Annotated in this window: 22 protein-coding genes; 13 read left to right on the top strand and 9 right to left on the bottom strand. The window is 72.2% G+C overall.

Features of this window, described 5'->3' with window-relative positions:
• The first annotated feature begins 5 nt into the window (after window positions 1-5).
• Window positions 6-935: an isoaspartyl peptidase/L-asparaginase family protein gene (locus CVO96_RS08715; RefSeq protein ID WP_103311898.1), complete on the top strand. Its 930-nt coding sequence runs from the start codon at window positions 6-8 to the stop codon at window positions 933-935.
• A gap of 178 nt (window positions 936-1,113) precedes the next feature.
• On the opposite strand, the gene CVO96_RS08710 is transcribed toward CVO96_RS08715, so the two are convergent.
• Both CVO96_RS08710 and CVO96_RS08705 read right to left on the bottom strand, forming a co-directional pair.
• On the bottom strand, window positions 1,114-1,329 hold the full coding sequence (locus CVO96_RS08710; protein ID WP_103311897.1) for a hypothetical protein: 216 nt from the start codon (window positions 1,327-1,329) through the stop codon (window positions 1,114-1,116).
• 213 nt (window positions 1,330-1,542) lie between these two features.
• Window positions 1,543-3,108 (bottom strand): choice-of-anchor I family protein, encoded by a 1,566-nt coding sequence (locus tag CVO96_RS08705; protein ID WP_243398230.1) that lies wholly within the window; start codon window positions 3,106-3,108, stop codon window positions 1,543-1,545.
• 198 nt (window positions 3,109-3,306) lie between these two features.
• Between CVO96_RS08705 and CVO96_RS08700 the strand changes: the two genes are divergently transcribed.
• The 7 genes from CVO96_RS08700 to CVO96_RS08670 all read left to right on the top strand — a co-directional run bounded on the left by CVO96_RS08700 (window position 3,307) and on the right by CVO96_RS08670 (window position 11,869).
• Entirely contained in the window at window positions 3,307-5,049 is a 1,743-nt protein-coding gene (locus CVO96_RS08700) for an alkaline phosphatase (protein WP_103311895.1), read from the top strand.
• Window positions 5,050-5,166: 117 nt separating this feature from the next.
• Window positions 5,167-5,631 (top strand): hypothetical protein, encoded by a 465-nt coding sequence (locus CVO96_RS08695; protein WP_103311894.1) that lies wholly within the window; start codon window positions 5,167-5,169, stop codon window positions 5,629-5,631.
• The gene (locus tag CVO96_RS08690; RefSeq protein ID WP_243398229.1) at window positions 5,628-6,404 is read left to right on the top strand and encodes an ABC transporter ATP-binding protein; all 777 of its coding nucleotides are present in this window, start codon (window positions 5,628-5,630) and stop codon (window positions 6,402-6,404) included. Before CVO96_RS08695 ends, CVO96_RS08690 begins: the two co-directional genes overlap by 4 nt.
• The gene (locus tag CVO96_RS08685; RefSeq protein WP_103311892.1) at window positions 6,401-7,609 is read left to right on the top strand and encodes an ABC transporter permease; all 1,209 of its coding nucleotides are present in this window, start codon (window positions 6,401-6,403) and stop codon (window positions 7,607-7,609) included. Before CVO96_RS08690 ends, CVO96_RS08685 begins: the two co-directional genes overlap by 4 nt.
• 111 nt (window positions 7,610-7,720) lie before the next feature.
• Window positions 7,721-9,958: an esterase-like activity of phytase family protein gene (locus CVO96_RS08680; RefSeq protein WP_165795250.1), complete on the top strand. Its 2,238-nt coding sequence runs from the start codon at window positions 7,721-7,723 to the stop codon at window positions 9,956-9,958.
• Window positions 9,955-10,890, top strand: coding sequence for a hypothetical protein (locus tag CVO96_RS08675; protein ID WP_103311890.1), 936 nt, complete (start codon window positions 9,955-9,957; stop codon window positions 10,888-10,890). The genes CVO96_RS08680 and CVO96_RS08675 overlap by 4 nt, the downstream gene beginning before the upstream one ends.
• A 160-nt stretch (window positions 10,891-11,050) precedes the next feature.
• A complete protein-coding gene (locus CVO96_RS08670; protein ID WP_103311889.1) occupies window positions 11,051-11,869 on the top strand; it encodes a sugar phosphate isomerase/epimerase family protein in 819 nt (272 codons plus the stop codon).
• A gap of 126 nt (window positions 11,870-11,995) precedes the next feature.
• On the opposite strand, the gene CVO96_RS08665 is transcribed toward CVO96_RS08670, so the two are convergent.
• From CVO96_RS08665 to phnC, 7 genes are all read right to left on the bottom strand, one after another.
• Window positions 11,996-12,736: a glycerophosphodiester phosphodiesterase gene (locus CVO96_RS08665; protein ID WP_103311888.1), complete on the bottom strand. Its 741-nt coding sequence runs from the start codon at window positions 12,734-12,736 to the stop codon at window positions 11,996-11,998.
• A gap of 70 nt (window positions 12,737-12,806) precedes the next feature.
• Complete coding sequence (locus CVO96_RS08660; protein ID WP_103311887.1) at window positions 12,807-13,076, bottom strand: hypothetical protein; 270 nt, start codon at window positions 13,074-13,076, stop codon at window positions 12,807-12,809.
• Between the two features lie 3 nt (window positions 13,077-13,079).
• Window positions 13,080-13,667, bottom strand: a complete 588-nt coding sequence (locus tag CVO96_RS08655; RefSeq protein ID WP_243398226.1) for a phosphoribosyltransferase family protein — start codon at window positions 13,665-13,667, stop codon at window positions 13,080-13,082.
• A gap of 15 nt (window positions 13,668-13,682) precedes the next feature.
• On the bottom strand, window positions 13,683-14,867 hold the full coding sequence (locus CVO96_RS08650) for an alpha-D-ribose 1-methylphosphonate 5-triphosphate diphosphatase (RefSeq protein WP_207795294.1): 1,185 nt from the start codon (window positions 14,865-14,867) through the stop codon (window positions 13,683-13,685).
• A complete protein-coding gene (phnE, locus tag CVO96_RS08645) occupies window positions 14,864-15,691 on the bottom strand; it encodes a phosphonate ABC transporter, permease protein PhnE (RefSeq protein WP_103311886.1) in 828 nt (275 codons plus the stop codon). The genes CVO96_RS08650 and phnE overlap by 4 nt, the downstream gene beginning before the upstream one ends.
• A 117-nt stretch (window positions 15,692-15,808) precedes the next feature.
• Window positions 15,809-16,672, bottom strand: a complete 864-nt coding sequence (gene phnD / locus CVO96_RS08640; protein ID WP_103311885.1) for a phosphonate ABC transporter substrate-binding protein — start codon at window positions 16,670-16,672, stop codon at window positions 15,809-15,811.
• A gap of 131 nt (window positions 16,673-16,803) precedes the next feature.
• Window positions 16,804-17,613 (bottom strand): phosphonate ABC transporter ATP-binding protein, encoded by an 810-nt coding sequence (phnC, locus tag CVO96_RS08635; protein ID WP_103311884.1) that lies wholly within the window; start codon window positions 17,611-17,613, stop codon window positions 16,804-16,806.
• A 379-nt stretch (window positions 17,614-17,992) separates the two neighbouring features.
• On the opposite strand from phnC, the gene CVO96_RS08630 reads away from it, so the two are divergent.
• Genes CVO96_RS08630 through CVO96_RS08610 form a run of 5 tightly spaced genes read left to right on the top strand, consistent with a single transcriptional unit; the run spans window position 17,993 to window position 22,053 of the window.
• The gene (locus tag CVO96_RS08630) at window positions 17,993-18,451 is read left to right on the top strand and encodes a phosphonate C-P lyase system protein PhnG (protein WP_103311883.1); all 459 of its coding nucleotides are present in this window, start codon (window positions 17,993-17,995) and stop codon (window positions 18,449-18,451) included.
• Entirely contained in the window at window positions 18,451-19,131 is a 681-nt protein-coding gene (locus CVO96_RS08625; RefSeq protein WP_103311882.1) for a phosphonate C-P lyase system protein PhnH, read from the top strand. The genes CVO96_RS08630 and CVO96_RS08625 overlap by 1 nt, the downstream gene beginning before the upstream one ends.
• Window positions 19,132-20,235 carry a carbon-phosphorus lyase complex subunit PhnI gene (locus CVO96_RS08620; RefSeq protein WP_103311881.1) on the top strand — a complete coding sequence of 368 codons (1,104 nt, stop codon included), beginning with the start codon at window positions 19,132-19,134 and terminating at the stop codon, window positions 20,233-20,235.
• Window positions 20,232-21,224, top strand: a complete 993-nt coding sequence (locus CVO96_RS08615; protein WP_103311880.1) for an alpha-D-ribose 1-methylphosphonate 5-phosphate C-P-lyase PhnJ — start codon at window positions 20,232-20,234, stop codon at window positions 21,222-21,224. The genes CVO96_RS08620 and CVO96_RS08615 overlap by 4 nt, the downstream gene beginning before the upstream one ends.
• On the top strand, window positions 21,202-22,053 hold the full coding sequence (locus CVO96_RS08610) for an ATP-binding cassette domain-containing protein (RefSeq protein WP_103311879.1): 852 nt from the start codon (window positions 21,202-21,204) through the stop codon (window positions 22,051-22,053). The genes CVO96_RS08615 and CVO96_RS08610 overlap by 23 nt, the downstream gene beginning before the upstream one ends.
• Window positions 22,054-22,067: the final 14 nt, after the last annotated feature.

Raw genomic sequence — 22,067 nt, 5'->3', positions numbered from 1 at the left:
ACCCCATGACCCGTCCCGTCCTCGCCATCCACGGAGGCTGCGGCGCCATCCCGCGCGCCGACCTCACCCCTGAAGTGAACCACGCCGCTCGCAGCGCCCTGCGCCGGGCCCTGCAGGCCGGCTACGCCCTGTTGATCAGCGGGGCCTCCGCCGCCGACGCCGTCGCCGAGGCCGTGCAGATCATGGAGGACGATCCGGTCTTCAACGCGGGCCACGGCGCGGCGCTGAACCGCGACGGTGTGCACGAACTCGACGCCTCCCTGATGGACGGCGAGAGCGGCCGGGCGGGCGCCGTGGCGGGGGCGCGGCGCATCCGCAACCCGGTGCGGGTCGCCCGCGCGCTGGCCGAGGCCGGCGACCCGCTGCTGCTGATCGGTTCGGCCGCCGACGCCTGGGCCGCGTCACACGGCTTCGACACTGTGGACAACGCGCACTTCACCACCCCCGCCCGCGTGGCCGCGCTGCACACGATGCTGGAGCGCGAGCGGCTGGGCACGGCGCAGGGCGCCACCGAGCAGGAGAAGCACGGCACGGTCGGGGCGGTGGCGCTCGACGGGCACGGGCATCTCGCGGCGGCGACCTCGACGGGCGGCTATACCGCCAAACCGGCCGGGCGGGTGGGCGACTCGCCCATCATCGGGGCGGGCACCTGGGCGGACGACCGCACCTGCGCGGTGTCGGGCACCGGCAAGGGCGAGCTGTTCATCCGCCTGGCGGTCGGCCACGACATCCACGCGCGCATGCTGTACGCGGGGCAGTCGCTGGAGGACGCGGCCGGGGGGCTGATCCACGGCGAACTCGCGGCGCTGGGGGGCGGGGCGGGCCTGTGCGCGGTCGACCGCTCGGGGAACGTGACGCTGCCCTACAACACCGGGGGCATGTACCGCGGGTGGATCCGGGGGGACGAGGTGTACGTCGCCATCCACGAGGACTGATACGGCCTGCCGCTCCATGCAGGAACCCCCAGGAGAGCGCCGGGTGTTCCTCTCCTGCGGAGCTCTGCGAGTCGCTTGCGGCGGAATCCGTCCTCTTTCCTTCTCTGCTTCGCAGCTCCTCGAGCCCCTTCAGTCGCATTGATTCCGCACACGCAACGGAGGGCGATCGGAACCGGTATCAGGCCTGATGCAGCGACCCCGCGTCGATGCGATCCGTCGCGACCTTCAGCAGGGCTGGCAGCAGCGTGGCCCGCGGGCAGGCGAAGTCCCCGTCCAGAGGCTCGCCGTCGATCCAGATGAGCGCCCGGCCCGGCAGCGCTCTGTCGGCAGCCTGCGGACTGACGGGTCTGATCTCGATGTAGTGACCGCGGTAGGCCTTTCTCAGCAGGATCATCCGACAACTGTACATCCGGTCATTCAGCGGAAGGTCAGGTTGACCTGGGCGCCGCCGACCACGGCCAGTGGGCTCTGGAACCCTTCAGCTCACCTGCTGTCCCCTGGGGGTTCCACGCACAGAAGGCCCGGCCTTCCCGTACCCCGTGCCGCTTCTCTCCAGCGGCGGGGCTTCAGGGAGCTGGGCCTCCTTCACTGGGCCTGCCTCACTGGGCTACTTCGCCGCCAGGGCCCGGGCCACGTTGATGATGCTGACGCTGCCGGCCGGATCGACCGTGTAGTCGGCGCTGGGCTCACCCTCGTTGGCGACCAGCAGCGAGCGGCCGTCGGGCGTGAAGGTCAGCATGTCGGGCTGGGCGCCCACCGTGACGGGCGGGGCGCGCAGGCTGCCGTCGGCGTTCAGGAAGACGACCTGACCGGGATCGGTCTTGACCGCGGCCTCGACGGCCAGCGCCACCACGCCGCCGCTCACGGCCACCGAGTTGGCGCCCTTGCCGTAGGCGGCCAGGCTCACCGAGGCCAGCAGCGTCGGCTGGGCCACGTTGGCGATGTTCAGGATGTCCAGCCCACCGGTGTTGCCGTTGACCACGAACAGGCGCCTGCTGAGCTTGTCGTAGGCGCTGATCTCGGCCACGCCCTTGTTGTAGACGTAGGGCGACGCCTGATAGCGGCCCGCCAGGGTGAGTTTGCCGCTGTCCTCCACCGCGTACAGCGTCACGCTGCCGCTGACCTCGTGACTCGCAACCAGCAGCGCCTTGCCGCTCGGGCTGTCGGCGGCGGGGATGAACAGCAGGCCCTCGGGCGCGAGGTCGCCGGCCAGGCCGCTCTCCGGCGCGGCCGCGGGGGTGATCTGGTGGGCGTAGTCCACGAAGACCGGGTTCGCCGGGGCACTCACGTCCAGCACGACGATGCCGCCGGTGCGCTCCAGCCCCACGAACGCCAGGGTCTTGCCCCCCACCACGCCGCTGGCCACGCCCTCGGGCTCCGGGCCCTTGTTGTCGCTGCGGGTGTCGAAGGTGCTGGCCGTGCCGTCGCTGTTGAAGGTCGCGGGCGTCAGCTCGGCCATCTTGCGCTCGATCAGGTCACCCGTGTCGGCCACCCGCCCCAGGTCGGCGTCCCAGACGCTCAGGCTGCGCGCCCCGAAGGCGACCAGCCGGTCGGCGTCGCCGTCGCCGTCGGTGTCCGCGTCCACCGAGCTGACCGTCAGGCGGCCCAGCGCGGCGGCGGCCTTGAGCGCCGCGGCGTCCGGGAAGGCGGCCGGGTCGAGGGTCAGCGCCCCCACCCGCACCTCGTCGCTGAAGGCCGCGCCGTAGTCGCGGCTGTCGCCCTCGTTGGCCGTGAGCAGGTAGCTCCGCCCTCCCACGCTGATGTGCGCGATGGCGTCGGGCATGTACGCTCCCTGCACCGGCCAGGTCTGCAGGTTGATCTTGCCGTCCCTGTCGCTGGCATCCAGAGTATTCCCGGCCAGCCGGTGATCCTTGAGGCCCAGCGGGCGGATCGCCGTGACCCGGCCCAGTGCCAGATCGAGGGTGGCGACGGCGTTGCTCTCCTGCAGGGTCACGTCTGCCCGCCGGCTGTCGGGGCTCACGGCGATGTACTCCGGCTCGGCGTCCAGCGAGAGCACCCGGCTCTTGCCCGGCCGCAGCCCCAGCGTGCCCTGCTGGGCGTCGAAGGCGCGGAAGTCCAGCGTGGTCACCAGCGGCCGATCCGGCGTCACCGTCTGGGGGCAGGCCGTCAGGAGCAGGCTCAGGGTCAGGGCCGCCAGACTCAGTCTGTTCACGGCTCTCATGATGGCCCACGCTCTTCAGCCCTCTGTCAGCTGCGCGACTTCCCGGCGTGCCAGGGCTGGAGGGGCCGCGCTCCCGGTGCCCGGCTGGCCCCGGCGACCATGGCCTGGGAGCGGCCGGCGTGGCCCCGCAAGGGGGTCGCCCGACCGAACCTGACACCGGTCTGACGCTCCCGGCGTTCAGTGGTGCAAATGCGCCAGATCCTGCTGACCGCCGCGCTCCTGTGCACTGGAGCTGCCTCCGCCGCCACCCTCAAGGTCTACCCCTACGACGGCACCAAGGTGCTGGCCGGCCAACGCTTCGACCTGCGGATCGAGGCCGAGGGCGTCAGCGCCCTGAAGGACGCCACCGTCACCCTCGACGGCAAGGCGGTCGAGGGCCTGGTGCGGACGACCACCAAGGAGACCTCGGTGGAGTGGACGCTGCGCGGCATGAGCGTGCCGACCGGCTACCACGAGCTGAAGGTCAGCCTGCAGGACGCGGCCGGGGCCGCCGCGCAGACCGTGCGCTGGTACGCCACGCCGCCGGTCACGGGCCGGGCGAAGAAGGTCATCCTGTTCATCGGGGACGGCCTGGGCTGGAACACCGTCAACGCCGCGCAGCTCATCGCCCACCCCTACAACCCGGCCAACGGGATGCCCACCGGCAAGCTCGCCATGATGAGCGACCTGTCCTCCATGGCCTCCGTGACCACCTCGTCGTTCGACTCCGCGCTGGCCGACAGCGCCAACACCGCCAGCTCGATCGCCACCGGCCAGAAGATCCTGGTCAACGCGCTGAACGTCTACCCCGACAACACGCCCGATACCCTGGACAACCCGCGCATCGAGCCCATCACCGAGATCCTGCGCCGCACCACCGGCGCGGGCGTGGGCATCGTCTCGGACGCCTTCGGCACCGACGCGACCCCGGCCGCCTTCGCGGCGCACACCCGCCGCCGGGGCGACTACGAGTCCATCGCCAACCAGTATTTCCAGGGCGCGGTCAAGCCCGACGTGCTCCTGATCGGCGGCAGCCGCGACTTCATTCCCTCGACCTCGCCGGGCAGCCGCCGCAAGGACGCCACCGACTGGATCGCCGAGAGCCAGAAGCTCGGGTACACCTTCGTCAGCACCCGCACCGAGCTGAACGCCGCCAGTGCGGGCAAGCTCTTCGGCCTGTTCAACATCGACAACATCCCCTCGTACCTCGACCGCGCGCAGTACCAGCGGCCCGAGATGCTCGGCGATTTCAAGGACATGCCCTTCCTGTGGGACAGCACGAAGAAGGCGGTCGAGACCCTGGAGAAGAATCCGGACGGCTTTTTCCTGATGGTCGAGAGCGGCATGGTCGACAAGTACGAGCACCCGCTGGACTGGCAGCGCGCCGTGTGGAACGTGCTGGAACTCGACAAGGCCGTCGAGTGGGCCAAGGACTACGCCAAGAAGAACCCCGACACCCTGGTGCTGGTCACCGCCGATCATGCCCACTCCATCAGCGTGTACGGCGGCTACGACACCAGCAAGGGGCCGGGCGTGCGCAGCGCGGTGGGGGTCTACGAGCAGGCCGGCTTCCCGACCTACGGCGACAAGCGCGACGCCAACGGCCTCCCGCTGCCCGAAACGGCCCGCACCTACGCGGTGGGCTTCGCGGCCGTGCCGGACTACTGCGAGACCTACCTGGGCCGCCCGGTGTTCCTCGACCCCACGGTCAGCAACGGCAAGACCGGCGCCGAGGCGGCCTTCCTGCCCAACCCCAAGATCTGCGAGGAGGGCGCCGTGCAGCGCACCGGCAACCTGCCGCCCACCGCCAACCAGGGTGTGCACACCGCCGACCCCCTGCCACTCTTCGCCTTCGGGGCCGGCGCCGAGAACTTCTTCGGCCCCATGGATCAGACCGACCTCTTCTTCAGCATCGCCCGCGCCATGGGCGTGGACGCCACCAAGAACCGCTGAGCGAGGTGCTCAGAGCGCGGGCCGCCGGGAACCATTCACCCCCGGCGGCCCGCGCTCTATGAGTTCGCCGGGGCCGTGCTGACGCTCCCATGACGCAGCGGGAGTGAAGTACGGGGGATGAACCGCCGCCGCCTGCTCACCGTGCTTGGCCAGGGAACCGCGCTGCTGCCGCTGTGGGGTCTGCTGGGCCGCGCCGCCGCTGCGCCCGCTCCCACCACGCTGAAGTTCAGCGAGCTGTACGGCCGGGTCACGGTGCGCGGCGCCGAGTTCAGCGACAAGCTGCGCGCCCTGCAGGGTCAGCAGGTCAGGATGTCGGGCTTCATGGCGCCGCCCCTGAAACCGAAGCTGGACTTCTTCGTGCTGACGCGCGAGCCCATGAGCACCTGCCCCTTTTGCACCACCGCCGCCGACTGGCCGGCCGACATCGTGCTGGTGATCATGCCCCCGGGCCGCGAACTCGACCCCACCGTCCGGGGCCTGAGCGTGACCGGCCGCCTGGACTCCGGGGTGAGGCGCGACGCCGAGACCGGCTTCGTCAGTCTGGTGCGCCTGTATGCCGAGCAGGTCAGCACCCAGGCGTGAGCGCTCCACCGCCTCAACCTCACCTGCAGCCCAGCCCGCCCCAGTCCACTGAGCACGAGTCCACTGAGCACGAGTCCGGTGAGCACAAGTCCACTGAGCCCGGATTCACGCCAGCGGCCCAGGCCCTGAGCGTGCGGGGAGTGCAGATCCGGCGCGGCCAGGAAGTGACGCTGCACTATCCCGACCTGGAGGTGCCGGCGGGCACCCGGCTCGCCGTGACCGGCCCCAGCGGTTCGGGCAAGACCTCGCTGCTGCACGTGCTGGCGGGCCTGCTGCGTCCACAGGCCGGGGCGGTGCAGGTCGGTGGGCTGCGACTCGACCGCGCGCCGCAGCGCGTGCTGGACGCCTACCGCCGCACCGGGGTGGGCTACGTGTTCCAGGACTTTCACCTGCTGCCCGGCCTGAGCGCGCTGGAGAACGTGGAGCTGGGGCTGCGGGTGGCGGGCGTGGGCGACGCGCGCACACGGGCGCTGGGCACGCTGAGGGCGCTGGGGCTGGGCCACCGGCTGCGCCACCGTCCCACGGAACTCTCGACCGGGGAGCGCCAGCGGGTGGCGGTGGCGCGGGCGGTCGCGCACCGGCCCGGCCTGCTGCTGGTCGACGAACCCACCGCCCACCTCGACCGGGCCCGCGCCCAGGAGGCCCTGAGCCTGCTGATCGAGGTCGCCCGGGAGCTGGGTTCCACCCTGATCGTGGTGACGCACGACCCCCTGGTGGCCGGTCAGTTGCCGGCGCAGCTGTCCCTGGAGGCCGCGCCCGGGGCCGGCCCATGAGGGTCGCGGCCTGGACGGCCCTGCGGAGCCTGCGTTCGCGGCTGGGGGCGCTCATGATCACCGTGCTGGCGGTGGCGCTGGCCACGGCCACGGCCCTGACCGTGCCGCTGGTGACCCGGCAGGTCGAGCGCGGCGCCCAGGACGCGGCCCAGGTCTTCGACCTGCTGATCGCGGCGCCCGGCAGCGCCACCCAGGCCCTGACCTCCAGCCTGTTCTACCTGGACGTGCCCACCGGCAACCTGCCGGCCTCGCTGCTCGCCGAGCTGCGCGCCCGCCCGGGCACCCGCCGGGCCGTGCCCATCGGCCTGGGAGACCGCTACCTGGGGCTGCCCATCGTGGGCACCGACGCGGGCTTCTTCGAGCAGCGCTTAAAGCCCGCCGACCCCCCCTACTTCCGGCTGGCGCGCGGGCAGCTCTTCCGCCGGCCCCTGGAGGTGGTGGCCGGCGCCCGCGCGGCCCGGGACGCCCGGCTGACCCTGGGCTCGACCTTCCGGGGCGCCCACGGCCTGCAGGACACGCCCGGCGGCGAGGAACCCGGGCACGACGAGCACGAGGGCGAGTACCGGGTGGTGGGCATCCTGGCGCCCACCGGGGGGCCGGTCGACCGGGCGCTGCTCACCCCGATCGAGACGGTGTGGGCGGCCCATGACCAGACAGATCCAGCCGGGCGCGAGCTGACGGCCATCCTGTACAGCGCCGAGCAGCTCTCGGGCATCTACACGGTGGCCCAGAGCATCCGGGCAAGTGGCCGGGCGATGGCGGTCTTTCCGGGGCAGGTCTTCGCGCAGGCCCGTGACGTGCTGCTGCAGGGGCAGGCCGCCTACGCCGGGCTCTCGCTGCTGGTGCTGGGGATCGCGGCCCTGACCGTGCTGCTGGGCGTCCATGCCTCGGGGGTGGAGCGGCGCCAGACGGTGGCCCTGCTGCGGGCGCTGGGCGCCGGGCGGGGCACGGTCTTTGGCCTGGTGCTGGGCGAGACGCTGATCACCGTGGCGCTGGGCGTGGGCCTCGGGCTGGTGCTGGCCCTGGGGGTCAGCGCCGTGGGCGGCGCGCTGCTGGGCGAGCGGCTGGGCTTCACGCTGGCCGCGCCCCAGCTGGACTGGCCGCTGGCCGCGCGGGCCCTCGCCCTGGTGCCCCTGGCGCTGCTGGGCGCCCTGCCCTCGGCGGTGGCCGCCGCGCGCCGCAGCCCGCTGGCACACCTGGGCTGAGCCGCCGGGGGGTTGGACGTCTCTGCGCCTCCAGGCCGCCCGCGCTGGCCCTGACCCGGGGCTGACCACGGGAGCACGCGGGGCTGACGGAGCACAGACATGCTGAGCCGCATGAACCCACTGCACGCGGCGCTGTCGATCCTTTCCGTCTCGCTGGGCCTGGGCGCGCTCGGTGAGAGCCGCGCCGCGACCCTGGTGGGCTACGCCGAACTGCCGGCCGACACCTTCGCCGAGGGCCCGGCGAGCGGCGCCTACAGCGGCGCCGGCCTGCGCGGCGAGGCGCGGTTCAAGAGCCAGCCGGTGCAGGGTTTCTCGGGCGTGCAGCTGGACAAGGCCGGCGGCTACCTGTTCCTGAGCGACAACGGCTTCGGCGCCAAGGCCAACTCGGCGGACTACCTGCTGCGGCTCTACCGCATGAACCTGACCCCGAAAACGGCGGGCGGCGGCGCGGGCAGCGCCCAGGTGGGGGCGTTCATCCAGCTGCGCGACCCGGAGCGCAAGGTGCCGTGGCTGATCGTGAACGAGGCCAGCCCCGAGCGGCTGCTCACCGGCGGGGACTTCGACGTCGAGGGTTTCGTCACGGCGCCGGACGGCACGCTCTGGGTGGGCGACGAGTTCGGGCCCTTCCTGCTGCACTTCTCGGCCGACGGTCGGCTGCTGGAGGCCCCGATCTCCACACCGAACCTCGCGGGCCTGCCCACCCTGGGCGGCCGCGCCCCCATCGTGATCGGCCACCGGGGCAGCAGCGGCACCCGCCCCGAACACACCCTGGAGGCCTACCGGGTGGCCATCGAGGCCGGGGCCGACTTCATCGAGCCTGACCTGGTGGTGACCAAGGACGGCGTGCTGGTGGCCCGCCACGAGCCGGTGATCGCCGTGCTGGACAAGGACGGCAAGGTGCTGGAGGCCACCGCCGACGTGGCCACCCGGCCCGAGTTCAAGGAGCGCCTGAAGACCAAGAAGATCGACGGCCAGGACGTGACCGGGTACTGGGTCGAGGACTTCACGCTGGCCGAGCTCAAGACCCTGCGCGCCGTGGAGCGCCTGCCGGCCCTGCGCGGCCGGGCCTTCGACGGCCGCTTCGAGATTCCCACCCTGGCCGAGGTGATCGCGCTGGTTCGGGAGACCGAGGCGCGCACGGGCCGCAAGGTCGGGATCTATCCAGAAACCAAGCACCCGACCTATATGACCCAGGTCGTGGGGATCAACACCTCGCAGCTGCTGATCGACACGCTGGTCAAGGAGAAGTTCACCGACCCCGCGCGGGTGTTCATCCAGTCCTTCGAGACGGCGAACCTGAAAGAGTTGAGCGCCAGCATCATGCCGAAGGCGGGGGTCAAGCTGCCGCTGGCGCAACTGATCAGCGGTCCCAAAGAGGCGCCCTACGACTGGGTGGCGGCGGGCGACAAGCGAACCTACAGCGACCTGGTCAGCGACGCCGGCCTGAAGGAGTTGGCCAGCTACGCGGGCGGGGTCGGCGCGACCAAGCGCCTCATCATCGACGAGCAGGGCGCCACCACCGATTTCGTCGCGCGGGCGCACGCGGCGGGCCTGCTCGTCCACGCCTGGACGTTCCGCAACGAGCCCACCTACCTGCTGCCGGGCTACGGGGGTGATCCCGAGGCCGAGATGAGGCAGGCCCTGCGGGCCGGGGTGGACGGCCTGTTCACCGACTTCCCGGCCACCGGCGCGAAGGTGGTGGGCAGCGCCACCACCCCCGAGGTTCGCAGCCCGCAGCACCCGGCCTTCGCCCAGGGGGCCAGCAGCGCCGCCGCGAACCTGGGCGGCAGCGGCGGCTACGAGGGCCTGACGCTCTCGCCCGACGGGCAGACGCTGTACGCCCTGCTGGAAAAGACGGTGACGGGCGACCCCGCCGGGCGCCTGCGCCTGCACGCCCTGAACCTCGCCACCCGTGCCTGGACGCTGGTGGGGCACTACGCCCTGGACGCCGGTGGCGAGGCCATCGGGGACATCACGCCGGTGAACGCACAGGAGCTGCTGGTGATCGAGCGCGACGCCGCCCAGGGCGCCGCGGCGAAGGTCAAGCGCATCTACAGGGTCAGCCTGACCCGCAGGGCTGCCGACGGCACCCTGGCCAAGACGCTGGTCGCCGACCTGATGGACGTCAAGGATCCCCAGGGGCTGGCCCCCAGCACCAGGGCGGGGGTGTTCACCTTCCCCTTCGTGACCATCGAGAACGTCGTCGTGCTGGACGCCAACACCATCCTGGTGGCCAACGACAACAACTACCCGGCGACCGGCGGGCGCGGCGACGTGAAGGACAACACCGAATTCCTGTGGCTCAGGCTCGATGCGCCGCTGTCCCTGGCCGCCGGGGTGGGCCGATGAGGCGGGGCCTGGGACTGCTGGCCGCGCTGACGGTGGGCGCCGGTTCGGTGGACGCCGCCCCGTTCAGGTTCGTGGCGATGGGCGACATGCCCTACTCCATCCCGGCCGACTACGCGCGCTTCGAGGCCCTGATCGGCACGGTCAACGCCCTGCAGCCGGCGTTCACGCTGCACGTGGGCGACATCAAGAGCGGGAGCACCCCCTGCTCGGACGAGAACTTCCAGAAGGTGAGAGATCAGTTCGCGCTGCTGAGCGGCCCGCTGGTCTACACGCCCGGCGACAACGAATGGACAGACTGCCACCGCGAGGCCGCCGGAAGATTCGACCCCCTGGAGCGTCTCGCGAAGGTGCGTCAGCTGTTCTTCACCGCGAATACCAGCCTGGGCCGCGCGCCGATGCCGCTGACCAGCCAGCCGGGCCAGATCGAGAACGCGCGCTGGGTGAAAGAAGGCGTGGTCTTCGCCACCCTGCACGTGGTCGGCAGCAACAACGGCATGGAGCGCACCCCGGCCAGCGTCTCCGAATACTTCGCGCGCAACGCCGCGAACCTGGAGTGGATCCGGGCGACCTTCGCCCAGGCGAAAGCGGACAGCGCCCCGGCCGTGGTGATCGGCTTCCAGGCCGACCTGTGGTTCGGCGCCCCCTTCGTGCCCAGCGAGATCGGCCTGCGCGACACGCTGAGCACCCTGGCAGCCGAGAGCAAGGCCTACGGCAAACCGGTGCTGCTGATCCACGGCGACTCGCACGTGCTGATCATCGACCGGCCGCTGCTGGAGGCCGGAGCCAGCGCCGGGCCCGGACAGGGCGGCCCGGCGCTGAAGAACGTCACGCGCCTGGAAGTGATGGGCGCCGCCGACGTGGGCGCCGTAGAGGTCACGGTCGACCCGGCGGCCCCGGACGTGTTCAGCTTCCGCCCGATCTATGTGAGGTGAGGCGCGCTGCTGGCCCGGAGTGCCTGTGGCCGGATGGGCACCGGCTGAAGGGAACCGGACACCGATGCCAGCTGACACTGCTCCCGGCCTCTGACCGGCCTTCGCCTTCCTGCCCTGTTCAGCCGGTGGGCCAGCATCAGGGCCGCGCCGGGGGAGCCGTATGAATGACCTGACACGGCTGGGCCTCGCGGTGAGGCAGCCGGAACTGGAGCGCCACCTCGACTGGCTGGTGCAGGGATCGCGCGACATCGAGCTGCAGGATCTGTGCGAGAGCGTGGAACTGCTGGAGGGTGACTGGCCGGTGGTGGCCCGCCGGCAGGCCGCGCTGCTCTCGGCGCACCGGGGCCGGGTGGGGGTGCACGCCCCCTTCTGGAACATGCAGCTGGACGCCCTGGATCCCCAGGTGCGGCGGGTCGTGCAGGGGCGCTACCGGCAGGGGCTGGATTTCGCCCAGGAGGTCGGCGGGCAGTGGCTGGTGATCCATTCGCCGTTCTCCTTCTGGGGCCACCCGGTGGCGCAGCACCGCCGGACACTGCCGCAGGAGATCGGTCTGGCACAGCTGACGCTGGAGCCGGTACTGGCGCGCGCCGCCGAGCTGGGCATCACGGTCGTGATCGAGAACATCCTCGACCGCGATCCGGCCCCGCTGATGGCGCTGGTCGCGGCCTTCGAGTCCCCCCACGTGCGCCTGAGCGTCGATACCGGCCACGCGCACGTGGGGGCGCAGCAGGGCGGCCTGAGCGCGCAGGGCTGGCTGAGTCAGACGCAGGCCCTGCTGGGCCACGTGCATCTCCAGGACAACGACGGCTCGGCCGACGAGCACCTGGCACCCGGCGAGGGCACCCTGCACTGGCCCGGCGTGCTGCGCTCGCTGCGGCAGACGACCACCGATCCCTACCTGGTGGTCGAAGTCATGCCCCACCAGGTCGCCCAGGCCGTGCGCTGGATCGACGCGCTGCCCCCGCCGGGCGCCGGGTAACCCTCTGCCCGGAGGAACGTCGCTCCGCGCCCAGCAGCTCTCCACACCTGTACCTGTGAAGGCCCGGAGCGGCCTGGGCGCTCCCCTGGGGCCACTCTGACGCTCTGACGCGCGACCAGCCCGATGTCAGCGCCCAGGCCGCAGGCCGCGCAGCAGGGCCATGTTGTTGCCCGTCAGGCCGTCCACGCCCAGCGCCAGCAGGTGGGCGGCCACCGGCGGGTGATCGACCGTCCAGGCCAGCACCATCACGCCCAGCGCGTGGGCGTCGTCGACCATCGTCCGGTTCACGGTGCGCCAGTCCACGGTCACGGCGTCCAGGGCCTCCAGGCGGCGCAGGGTGGCCGCGAACGAGCGGTACGTCGGCTCGTCCGGCGTCAGCGAGACGGGCAGGGCCGGCAGGCGCGCCTTGAGGGCCATCAGGGTATCCAGGTAGCCGCCGCAGACCAGGGCGTCCAGCCTCTCCAGGCGGCTCAGCGTGGCGTGCAGGGCATCTTCCAGCTCCGGCGCCTTGAGGTCGATCATGATCCCGCTTCGCCCGCGCGCTTCCTCGAGGGCCTCGGGGAGGGTGATCAGGGTGCCGTCCGGGGTGGGCAGGCGCCGCAGCTCGGCCAGCGGCGCTCCGGCGATCCGCACGGCCCCGTCGGGCGTGACGATCTGGGGGTCGTGCCACAGCAGCAGCTGGCCGTCGCGGGTGAGGTGCACGTCCAGCTCCACATAGTCCACTTCGGCGTCCAGCGCGGCGCGCAGGGCCTCCAGGGTGTTCGGCCCGGCCACCCACGCCGCGCCGCCGTGGGCGGTGGCCAGCACGCCCGCGCCGCGCCGCGCCAGCAGGAACGGGTCGACGCTTCGCCAGGCGGCCCCGCTCATGCGTGCGCCCCTGCGGCGGGCGGGATCACCGGGGCTCCAGAGCGGCGACGTCGAGATCGCCAGCGAGACCCTAATCGGGCTGGTGCCGCACGATCAGGGTGGTCACGTCCGGGCGGGAGCTGGCCTCCAGGCTCACGACCTGCCACAGCCCGTAGGGCCGCAGATCCACCTCGTCTCCCGGCTGCAGGTGCGGCGACAACAGCACCGAGAGCCGCACCTGCCGCTGGGGAAGCGCCTGCATATCGACCACCTGAAACACCTCGAAGCGGAAGCGGCCCCTCTCCCCAAAGCGGGGAACGAAATGACCCTCCTGATCCTCTTCGCCGGATAAACGTTTCATGAATCACTCTCTGATACCGGTGTAGCGGGGTGCGTATCCGGCGCTACAGTCCGGGCAGCCCTCCGCCTTCCAGGTGGGATAGGGGGGCGGCATCAGGGTCAGCACCTTCAGGGCGCCGGGTTCGGCGCGGCTGATCCAGGCGCTGACGCCCAGCACGGCGTGGCCCTCGCGGATCAGGAAGTCGGCCGCCACCCGCACGCCCCGGCCCGTGCCGATCAGGTCGTCCACGATCACGGCGCGCTCGGCCCGCTCCGGAACGTGCATCCGGTGCCAGCCGGGCACCCCCGACGAATGCACGAAGGCCACCGGCAGCCCCAGGTGCCGCGCGACGAAGGCCGAGAGCACCGCGCCGCATTCCGGCAGGCCCACGAGCAGGGTGGCCTGCGGCCAGACCCGGCCGATCTGCTCCGCCTGCACCCGGGCCACCTCGTCGAGCCGCAGCGGGTCGCGGATGATGGCCCCCTTTTCGATCCAGCCGCCGCTGTGAAGGCCACCCTGCAGGATGGTGTGGCCCGGGCGCAGCGCCCCGCTCCCGGCCAGCAGGGCCGCGAAGGCCTGGGCCCCAGCCCACTCCTGCTCCCGCACCTCCATTCAGACCCCCGCCATTCAGAAGCCCACCAGCACGCGCTGGGGGGCCAGCGCCCCGTCGTGGTAGACCGGGCGCCCACCGCTGACGGTCAGGCGCACGCGGGGCCGCGCGCCGGGGGCGTCCTCGACGAGCACCAGATCCGCGCGGCCCCCGACCTCCAGCCGGCCCCGGTCGGTCAGCCCGGCGGCGCCTGCGGGCGTGTCGCTCACCAGCGCCACGGCCTCCGGCCAGCCCACGCGCCCCTCCCGCGCGACGCGCCAGACGGCCTGCAGCATCGTCATGGGCGAGTAGTCGCTGGCCAGGCCGTGCAGGGTGCCCGCCTCCAGGGCGTCCAGCGCCGAGAGGTTGCCGCTGTGCGACGCGCCGCGCAGGGCGTTGGGCGCGCCCATGAACACGCTCAGGCCCCGCCCGGTCGCCGCCTGGGCGGCCTCCAGCGTGACCGGGAACTCGCTGATGCTCACGCCCAGGCTGCACAGCAACTCGACTTTCTGGGGCGTGTCGTCGTCGTGCGAGGCGAGCGAGACGCCGCGCGCCTGGGCCGCCTGCCCGAGCGTGCGCGCGACCGTCCAGACCTCGCCCGTGCCGGCATCCAGCCGGGCGTGCGCCAGGGCCCGCACCTCCTCGGCCGGGCGGCCCAGCCAGCGCGCGGTGTAGCCCACGTAGGTCTCCATGTCCCGGAACTGGCCCTGGCCGGGGGTGTGATCCATCAGCGAGACCAGATCGACCAGTCCCTCGTCCAGCAGGGCCAGCAGCGGCACCAGCGCGTCGGTGTTCGAGACCTCGTAGCGGGCGTGGACGCGGTGATCGACCAGCAGGTGGGGCCGGTAGCCGACCAGATCGCGGATCAGACCCTCGGCGCGGGTGTCGCTGCGCAGGCCCAGGCCGTCGGCGAAGCTCAGCGAGGCGAAGGCGGTGGTCACGCCGCTGGCCGCGAGGCGTTTGTCCAGCTCGATCAGGGCGAGGTCGTGGTCGAAACGGGTGCCGGGGCGCGGCTCCAGTTCGCGCTCGATCATGTCGCCGTGCAGGTCGATCAATCCGGGCAGCAGCGTCATGCCGCGGGCGTCCAGTGCGGGCACAGGCGCGCCGCCCTCGCGCAGGTCACTGATCACGCCGTCTTCGAGCCGCACGGCGCCGGCCTCCACGACCTCGTGGGGCAGGATCAGGCGGGCGTTCTCGATCCAGCCGGTGCTCAGCGCCGTCACTGCAGCCTCTGGCGCAGCCGGGCGCTCACGAAATCGATCAGGAAGACGCTCGCCAGGATGATGATCAATATGGCGCTCGCCGCGCGGGTGTCGAAGCCGCGGATCGCCTCGGTGATGTAGAAGCCGATCCCGCCGGCCCCGACCAGCCCCAGCACGGTGGCGGCGCGGACGTTCGACTCGAAGCGGTACATGGTCATGGAGAGCACGTGCGGCACGATCTGCGGCCACACGCCGCGCCCCAGGATCTGCAGCGGGTGGGCGCCGCTGGCCCGCACCGCCTCGACCTGGCCCTCGTCGATGTCCTCGATGCCCTCGGCGAACAGCTTGCCGAGGATCCCGGTCGTGTGGAAGACCAGCGCCAGGATGCCCGGGAACGGCCCCAGGCCCACGGCCGCCACGAAGATCAGCGCCAGCACGAACTCGTTCAGCCCACGCAGCACGTCCAGCACACGCCGCGTGAGCTGGTAGGCGAGCGGGCTGGGCGAGGTGTTGCGCGCCGCCAGAAAGGCCAGGGGCAGCGAGAGCACCACAGCCCCGACCGTACCCAGCACCGCCATCTTCACGGTCAGCCCCATCTGCGTCAGGTAGATCCCGAACCTGGAGAAGTCCGGCGGAAAAAAGCCGCTGCCGGGCCGCGCCGGGTCACCGAAGAGGTAGCGCCAGGAGTTGCCCAGGCCGTCCAGCAGGGTTCGCGGGCTGACCTCACTGCCGGGAAAGGACAGGCCGACCACGAGCAGCACGGCGGCCCAGGCAGCGACCTGGCCCAGGCTGCGGCGGCGCACCTCGGGCGGAGGAGAGACGGTCACGGAAGAGGAATGCAGCATTCGGCGATCCTTATGGGCAGGGAGCGGGCCTTACGGGCAGGGGACGGGCGCAGGCCGGCGGCGGGAACCGGGGTTCCAGCACAGCCGGCCACGCCCATATGTCAGCTCTGGCTGGGGTTACTTCTGGGCGGCCTGGGTGACCTTGTTCAGGTCGCGCACCGGGTTGTAGTCACTGTCCGAGGCGGCGACATACCCTTTGAGCTGCAGCTGCTCCAGCCCCTTGGCGTCGTTGAACTTCAGCAGCGCGGTCTTCAGCGCGGTCTGGAAGGAGACGGGCAGATCCTTTCTCGCCGCGATGGGGCCGCTGGGGATGGACTTGCTCGTCCACAGGACGTTGAAGTCGCTCCGTTTGGCGGCGCCCTTCTCGACGGCGCGGTCGAGGTCGAGGTTGTTGGTGGCGCCGACGGGAATCGTGCCGTTCAGCACGCCCAGCACCACGTTCTCGTGCGAACCGGCGAAGGTCACGCGTTTGAAGTAGTCCTCGGGCTTGACCTTCATCTCCAGCAGGAAGTGCGAGAGCGGCACGAGGTAGCCGCTGGTGGAGTTGGGATCGACGAAGGCGAAGTCGGCCCCCTTGGCGTCCGCGACCGATCTGATCTTGCCGCCCGCCTTGCTGATCAGCACCGAGGTGTAGCCCGTGCCGCCCTTGACGGCGTTGTCCTTGACCAGCGCCACCGCGCCGGCCCGGTCGGCCGCCTCGATGTAGCTCTTGGGCCCGAAGTAGCCGATGTCGAGCTTCTTGTTCTGCATGGCCACGATCACGGCCGCGTAGTCCGCGCCCACGTAGGCCTTGACCGGCACGCCCAGGGACTTCTCGAGGTAGTCGAACAGGGGCCTGAAGCGTTCCTCGGACGCGGCGCTGCCCTCGGTGGGAATCAGGCCGAAGTTGATCACGGTGGGCCAGCCCGCCCTGTCCTGGGCCTGGGCGGAGGCGAGGGAAGCGGCGGTCAGGGCCAGCGTGGTGAGCAGCAGGGTACGCATGGGAACTCCTTGTCTCGGTGAGGTCTCGGTGGGCGGGAGGGGCGGGCGAAGGGGCTGGAAGATGGACGGCGGCTGGCCGACGGAGCGGGAGACGGTGCTCCGCAGCCGGGCAGGATGTTCAGGCGGGGTGTTCAGGCAGGTGGGCGGCGAGATCCGGCGGGCACGAAGTTCAGTGGAGGCTGCGGCGGACTGCCTTCCGGCGCCGCCGGGGGGTCGTGGTCGTACAGCTCGTGCACGAGCGCCCGGTCGAGCTGGCCGGGATGACCGTCGAACACGAGCTGTCCGGCCTTGAGGGCGACCACCCGCGCGGCGTACTCGCGCACCGTGTATAGGAAGTGCAGGTTGGCCACGATGGCGATCCCGTCGCGCTCCTGGATGTCGCGCAGCAGCTCCATCACCTCGGAGGCGCTGCGCGGGTCGAGCGAGCTGATCGGCTCGTCGGCCAGGATCACGCGGGGCTGCTGCGCGAGCGCGCGGGCCACCCCCACCCGCTGCTGCTGCCCACCCGAGAGCTGATCGGCCCGTTTCCAGGCGTGGTCGGCCAGCCCGACCCGCTCCAGCAGGTGCAGCGCGTAGGCCCGCTCGGCGCGCGGCACGATCCCCAGCGCCCCCAGCACCGGGTTCACCGCGCCCAGCCGGCCCAGCAGCACGTTGTCCAGTGCGCTCAGTCGCCGCACCAGGTTGAACTGCTGGAACACCATGCCCAGCTGGCGCTGCTGACGCCGCAGCAGGCCGCTGCCGGGGCGACCCAGCCCCTCACCGCCGAGCAGCACCTGACCCGAGGTGGCCGGCACCAGACCGTTGATGGCCCGCATCAGGGTGCTCTTGCCCGCGCCACTGGGGCCGATGATGGCCGTAAAGCCCGGGCCGAGCTGCAGGTTGACGTCGTGCAGCGCGCTCTGGCCCCGGAAGGCCACGTGCAGAGCCCTGGTTTCGATCATGGATGCCTCCTGAACGGTTCCACGCTAGGGGGGGCACGTCAGTGGCCGGTCACCCCCCCGTCAGCCGGGGGTCAGACGGAGGCGGGCCGATCCAGGGCCGCGCGCGACCCCCCTGGATGTCCGTCCGTCGTCACCCGGACTCGCCCTGGTGCCGCCCTGCACCGCTGCCGGGCGAGCCCCGCCGGCCCGGGCTGGAGCCCTCCTGCACCCGACCGGCCCAGGGCCCAGGCCGGGGGCTCGGCCAGCCCACAGACGGCGCCGGCAGACACGTCCGCTCCGATCCTGACGGGCCCCTGACCGGCAGGTGACCCATCGCTGACCCGGCCGGCCTAGGCTCGGCCACATCTTCAGATCCCGCCCGCACCCCCCAGGAGAATCCATGAGTCACGCCCCGATTTCGCACGAGTCCCCACCCTGGACGCAGGGCACCTGGCTGAGCGTCCTCGCGGCCGCGCCCGCCGCGCCCGTCAAGGCGCTCGCCGACGCGCTGCTGCCCGAGCTGCACGCGCACGGAGCCCTGGAGGTCGTGCACAACCGCGCCGGCCTGGTGATGCTGCCCTACCGCGACACGGTGCGCGGCACGCCCTTTCACCTGGGGGAGGTGCTGGTCGCCGAGGGCCACGTCCGGCAGGGCCAGCTCACCGGCTACGGCGCGTGCCTGGGGGGCGACCTGGAGCAGGCCCTGGCGGTCGCGCTGCTCGACCTGGCCGCGCAGCGCGGGGATTTCGACGACCGGCTGCGGCCCTTCGTGCTGGCCCAGGCCGGGGCGCAGGCCGCCGAGACCCACACGCTGCTGCGCCAGGTCGAGGCCACCCGCGTGCAGATGGAGACCTTCTGATGGCCGGCCAGCGGCCGCTTCAGCACGAAGGGCCGACCCTGCCCGTCCAGACGCCCGCCGCCGCCCGCACGCAGGCCGCCTTCCGGGTGCTGATGAACGCCCTGTCCAGCCCCGGCGAGTGGCTGCCGCTGCCGGCCGGGGCGGAGCTGGACGCCCCGGAGCCCGCTGCCCTGGCGCCGTATGTCCTGATCGGGGAAACCCTGCTCGACCTGGAAACCACCTTCTATACGCCCCATGCGGAGCTGCGCCGGCGCCTGCTGGACACCGGCGCCCACCCGGCCGCGCCGCACGACGCGGACTACCTCTTCCTGCCGGAGCTGGACGCGGCGGCGCTGGGCGCCCTGGGCTGGGCGCGGCGCGGCGACCCCCTGGAGCCGCAGCGGGCCGCGACGGTACTGGTCGGGACGGAGCTGGTCGGGACGGGGCTGGTCGGGGCCGGGCACGATGCCGCTGGGCACGGGGGGGCAGCACTGACCCTCTCGGGCCCCGGCATCCCCGGCACCCGCCGCGCGGCGCTGGGGCTGCCGGACGCCTTCTGGCAGCTCCGGCGCGGGGCCACCTACCCGCTGGGCTGGGACGCCTTCGTGCTGCGCGGTGATGGTGATGCAGGGCGCAGCGCCCAGTTAGCCAGCGCCCAGGTGGCCGGGCTGCCGCGCACCACGGCCGTGGAGGTGAGCTGAGTGGCCTACGTCGCGGCGCGGGGCGGCGAGGCGGCCATCCTCGACGCCGAGCGGCTCTTCCATGACCTCTGCGGCCCGCTCTCGCCGGAGCGGGTGCGGGCGGTGCAGGGCGCGCTGCCCTACCTGCTCGACCGCGTGATGGGCGAGGCGTCGCTGTACGCCCCGGAACTCGCCGCGCTCGCCCTGGCCCAGACCGGCGGCGAGCTGTACGAGGCGGCGCTGCTGCTGCGCGCCCACCGCACCACGCTGCCCCGCCTGGCCTACGCGCAGCTCACCGAGCAGGCCGAGCTGCTGACCGTGCGGCGCATCTCGGCCGCCTTCAAGGACATCCCTGGTGGCCAGGTGCTCGGGCCGACGCTGGACTACAGCCACCGCGTGCTGGAACTGGGCGTGCTGCAGCGCGGCGAGACCCGGGAGGTGCAGGCCCGCACGGCCGCGCAGCCGGCCCCGCCGACCTATCCGGCGCTCGCCGACTGGCAGCGCCGGGCCGGGCTGCTCCCGCCGGTCAGCGCCCCGGACACGCCCGCCGAGCTGGTGCCCGACCTGACCCGCGAACCGCTGCTGTTTCCCGCGCCGCGCGCCCACCTGCTGCAGGGGCTGGCGCGCTCGGACACCGGCGGCACGCTGGCGCTGGGGTACTCGATCATGCGCGGCTACGGCCTGATTCACCCGACCGTCAACGAGGTGCGGCTGGGCTACGCCGAGGTGCGGCTGAGCCACCCCGCGACCGGCGTGGGCTTCAGCGCGGGCCGGGTGCGGGTCTCACAGGCCGAGATCGTCACGGAGTTCGGCGGCGACGACGCCCGCCCGGAGCTGGCGCTGGGCTTCTGCGCCACGCTGGGCTGGAACGAGGTCAAGACCATCGCGGGCGCGACGCTGGACATGAACATGACCCGGGAGGCCCAGAGCGGCCGGGCGCCGCACCCGGCCCACTCGGCGGAGTTCGTGCTGTACCACACCGAGGGGGTCGAGGCGTCGGGGTTCTGCATCCACTTCAAGCTGCCTCACTACGTGACCTTCCAGTCCGCGCTGGAGGCCATGCGGCAGGTGCGGAATGATCCGGCGGGCGTGGGCCAGGCCGGCGCGGCGGAGGTGGCCCTATGACCGGCGCTGTGACTGGCACTGTGACCGGCCCGGTGACGGGCCCGGTGAGCGCGCCGACCCTGGCGGAACTCGCCCACCCGCCCCAGGACCACACCTACGCCTTCCTCGACGAGTCCGCCAAGCGGGAGCTGCGGCGCACGGTGCTGCGCGCCATCGCCCTGCCGGGACATCAGGTGCCCTACGCGAGCCGCGAGGTGCCCATCGCCCGGGGCTGGGGCACCGGCGGGCTGCAGGCCACCCTGGCGCTGGTCGGGCCGCAGGACACCGTCAAGGTGATCGACCAGGGCGCCGACGACTCGGTGAACGCCGCGAACCTCCGGCGCTTCATCGCGCGGATGACCGGCGTGCCGACCACCACCGACGCCACCCAGGCCACCCTGATCCAGTCGCGCCACCGCGTTCCGGAGGAGGTGCTGGGCGCCGGGCAGGTGCTGGTGCTGCAGGTGCCCGATCCGGAGCCGCTGCGCGCGGTGGAGAGCGACCTCTCGGCCGCGCGGCAGCTGCACGCCGACGCCGACTACGGCCTGCTGTGGCTGGGCCTCTTCGAGCAGCTGATCCGCTACGGCTGGATCATCCAGGGCGCGAGTTATCCGGCGCTGGTGCACGGCCGCTACGTGATCAGCCCCAGCCCGATTCCCCGCTGGGACGTGCCCAAACTGCACCAGGCCGCGCACCTGACGCTGCTCTCGGCGGGGCGCGAGAAGCGGCTGTACGCGGTGCCGCCCTACACCGACGTGCGGCCGCTGCAGTTCGACGACGTGCCCTACCGGGTGGAGGACATGAACGGCAAGGCGTGTGTCCGCACCGGGGCGGCGCACAAATTCCTGAACGAGCTGCCGCAGGAGGGCGGCTCCTCGCTGCACGAGCTGTCGGACGCCGGCTACGGCGAGACGCTGCTGCGGGGCCGGGAAGACGGACAGGTTCGTCCCGGCGCGACCTACTACGACGACGAGGGGGGCTTCTACCATGACGGTTACCTCGCCCGCTGAGAGCGCGCCCCCTGGGGGGCCGGGGGGCGAACTCGCCGAGCTGCAGCCGCCGCGCCTGATGCTGGACGCCCCGGTGCTGCGGGCCTGCGGGCTCTCACGGCGGTACGGCAGGGTCACGGCCCTGCAGGACGTGGACGTAACCCTGTACCCGCGCGAGGTGCTGGGCATCGTCGGCGAGAGCGGCAGCGGCAAGAGCAGCCTGCTGCGGCTGCTGAATCTGGAGGAGACCCCCCAGGGCGGCAGCTATCACCTGAACGTGCCCGGCGCCCAGGGCCGCGACCTGCTGACCCTGACCCGCTTCGAGCGCCGCGAGCTGCGCGTGCGGCACATCGGCATCGTGTACCAGAACCCCCACCTGGGCCTGCGGATGGAGCACTCCTCCTCCGGCAACGTCGCCGAGCGCCTGGTGCTGGCCGGCGAGCGCTCCTTCGCGGCGCTGCGGCAGGCGGGCCGCGTGTCGCTGGCCGCCTCCGAATTTCCGCTCGAGCGCCTGGACGACCCCCCGCGGGAGCTGTCGGGGGGCATGCAGCAGCGCGTGCAGCTCGCCAAGGCCATCGCCCTGAAGCCCGCGCTGCTGCTGCTCGACGAGCCCACCACCGGCCTGGACGTCAGCGTGCAGGCCCTGGTGCTCGACACCCTGCGGCGGGTTCGCCGGGAGCTGGGGGTCGCCATGGTGATCGTGTCGCACGACCTGGGCGTGATCCGCACGCTGGCCGACCGGGTCATGGTCATGCGCGGCGGGCAGGTCGTGGAGGTCGGGCTGGTCGATCAGGTGCTGGACGACCCCCTGCACCCCTACACCCAGCAGCTCGTGCACGCCAAGCTGTGACCGCCGCCTGTGGG

Origin of the sequence: Deinococcus koreensis, assembly GCF_002901445.1 — a bacterium.
GTDB lineage: Bacteria > Deinococcota > Deinococci > Deinococcales > Deinococcaceae > Deinococcus > Deinococcus koreensis.
This window is presented reverse-complemented; position numbering and strand designations above follow the sequence as displayed.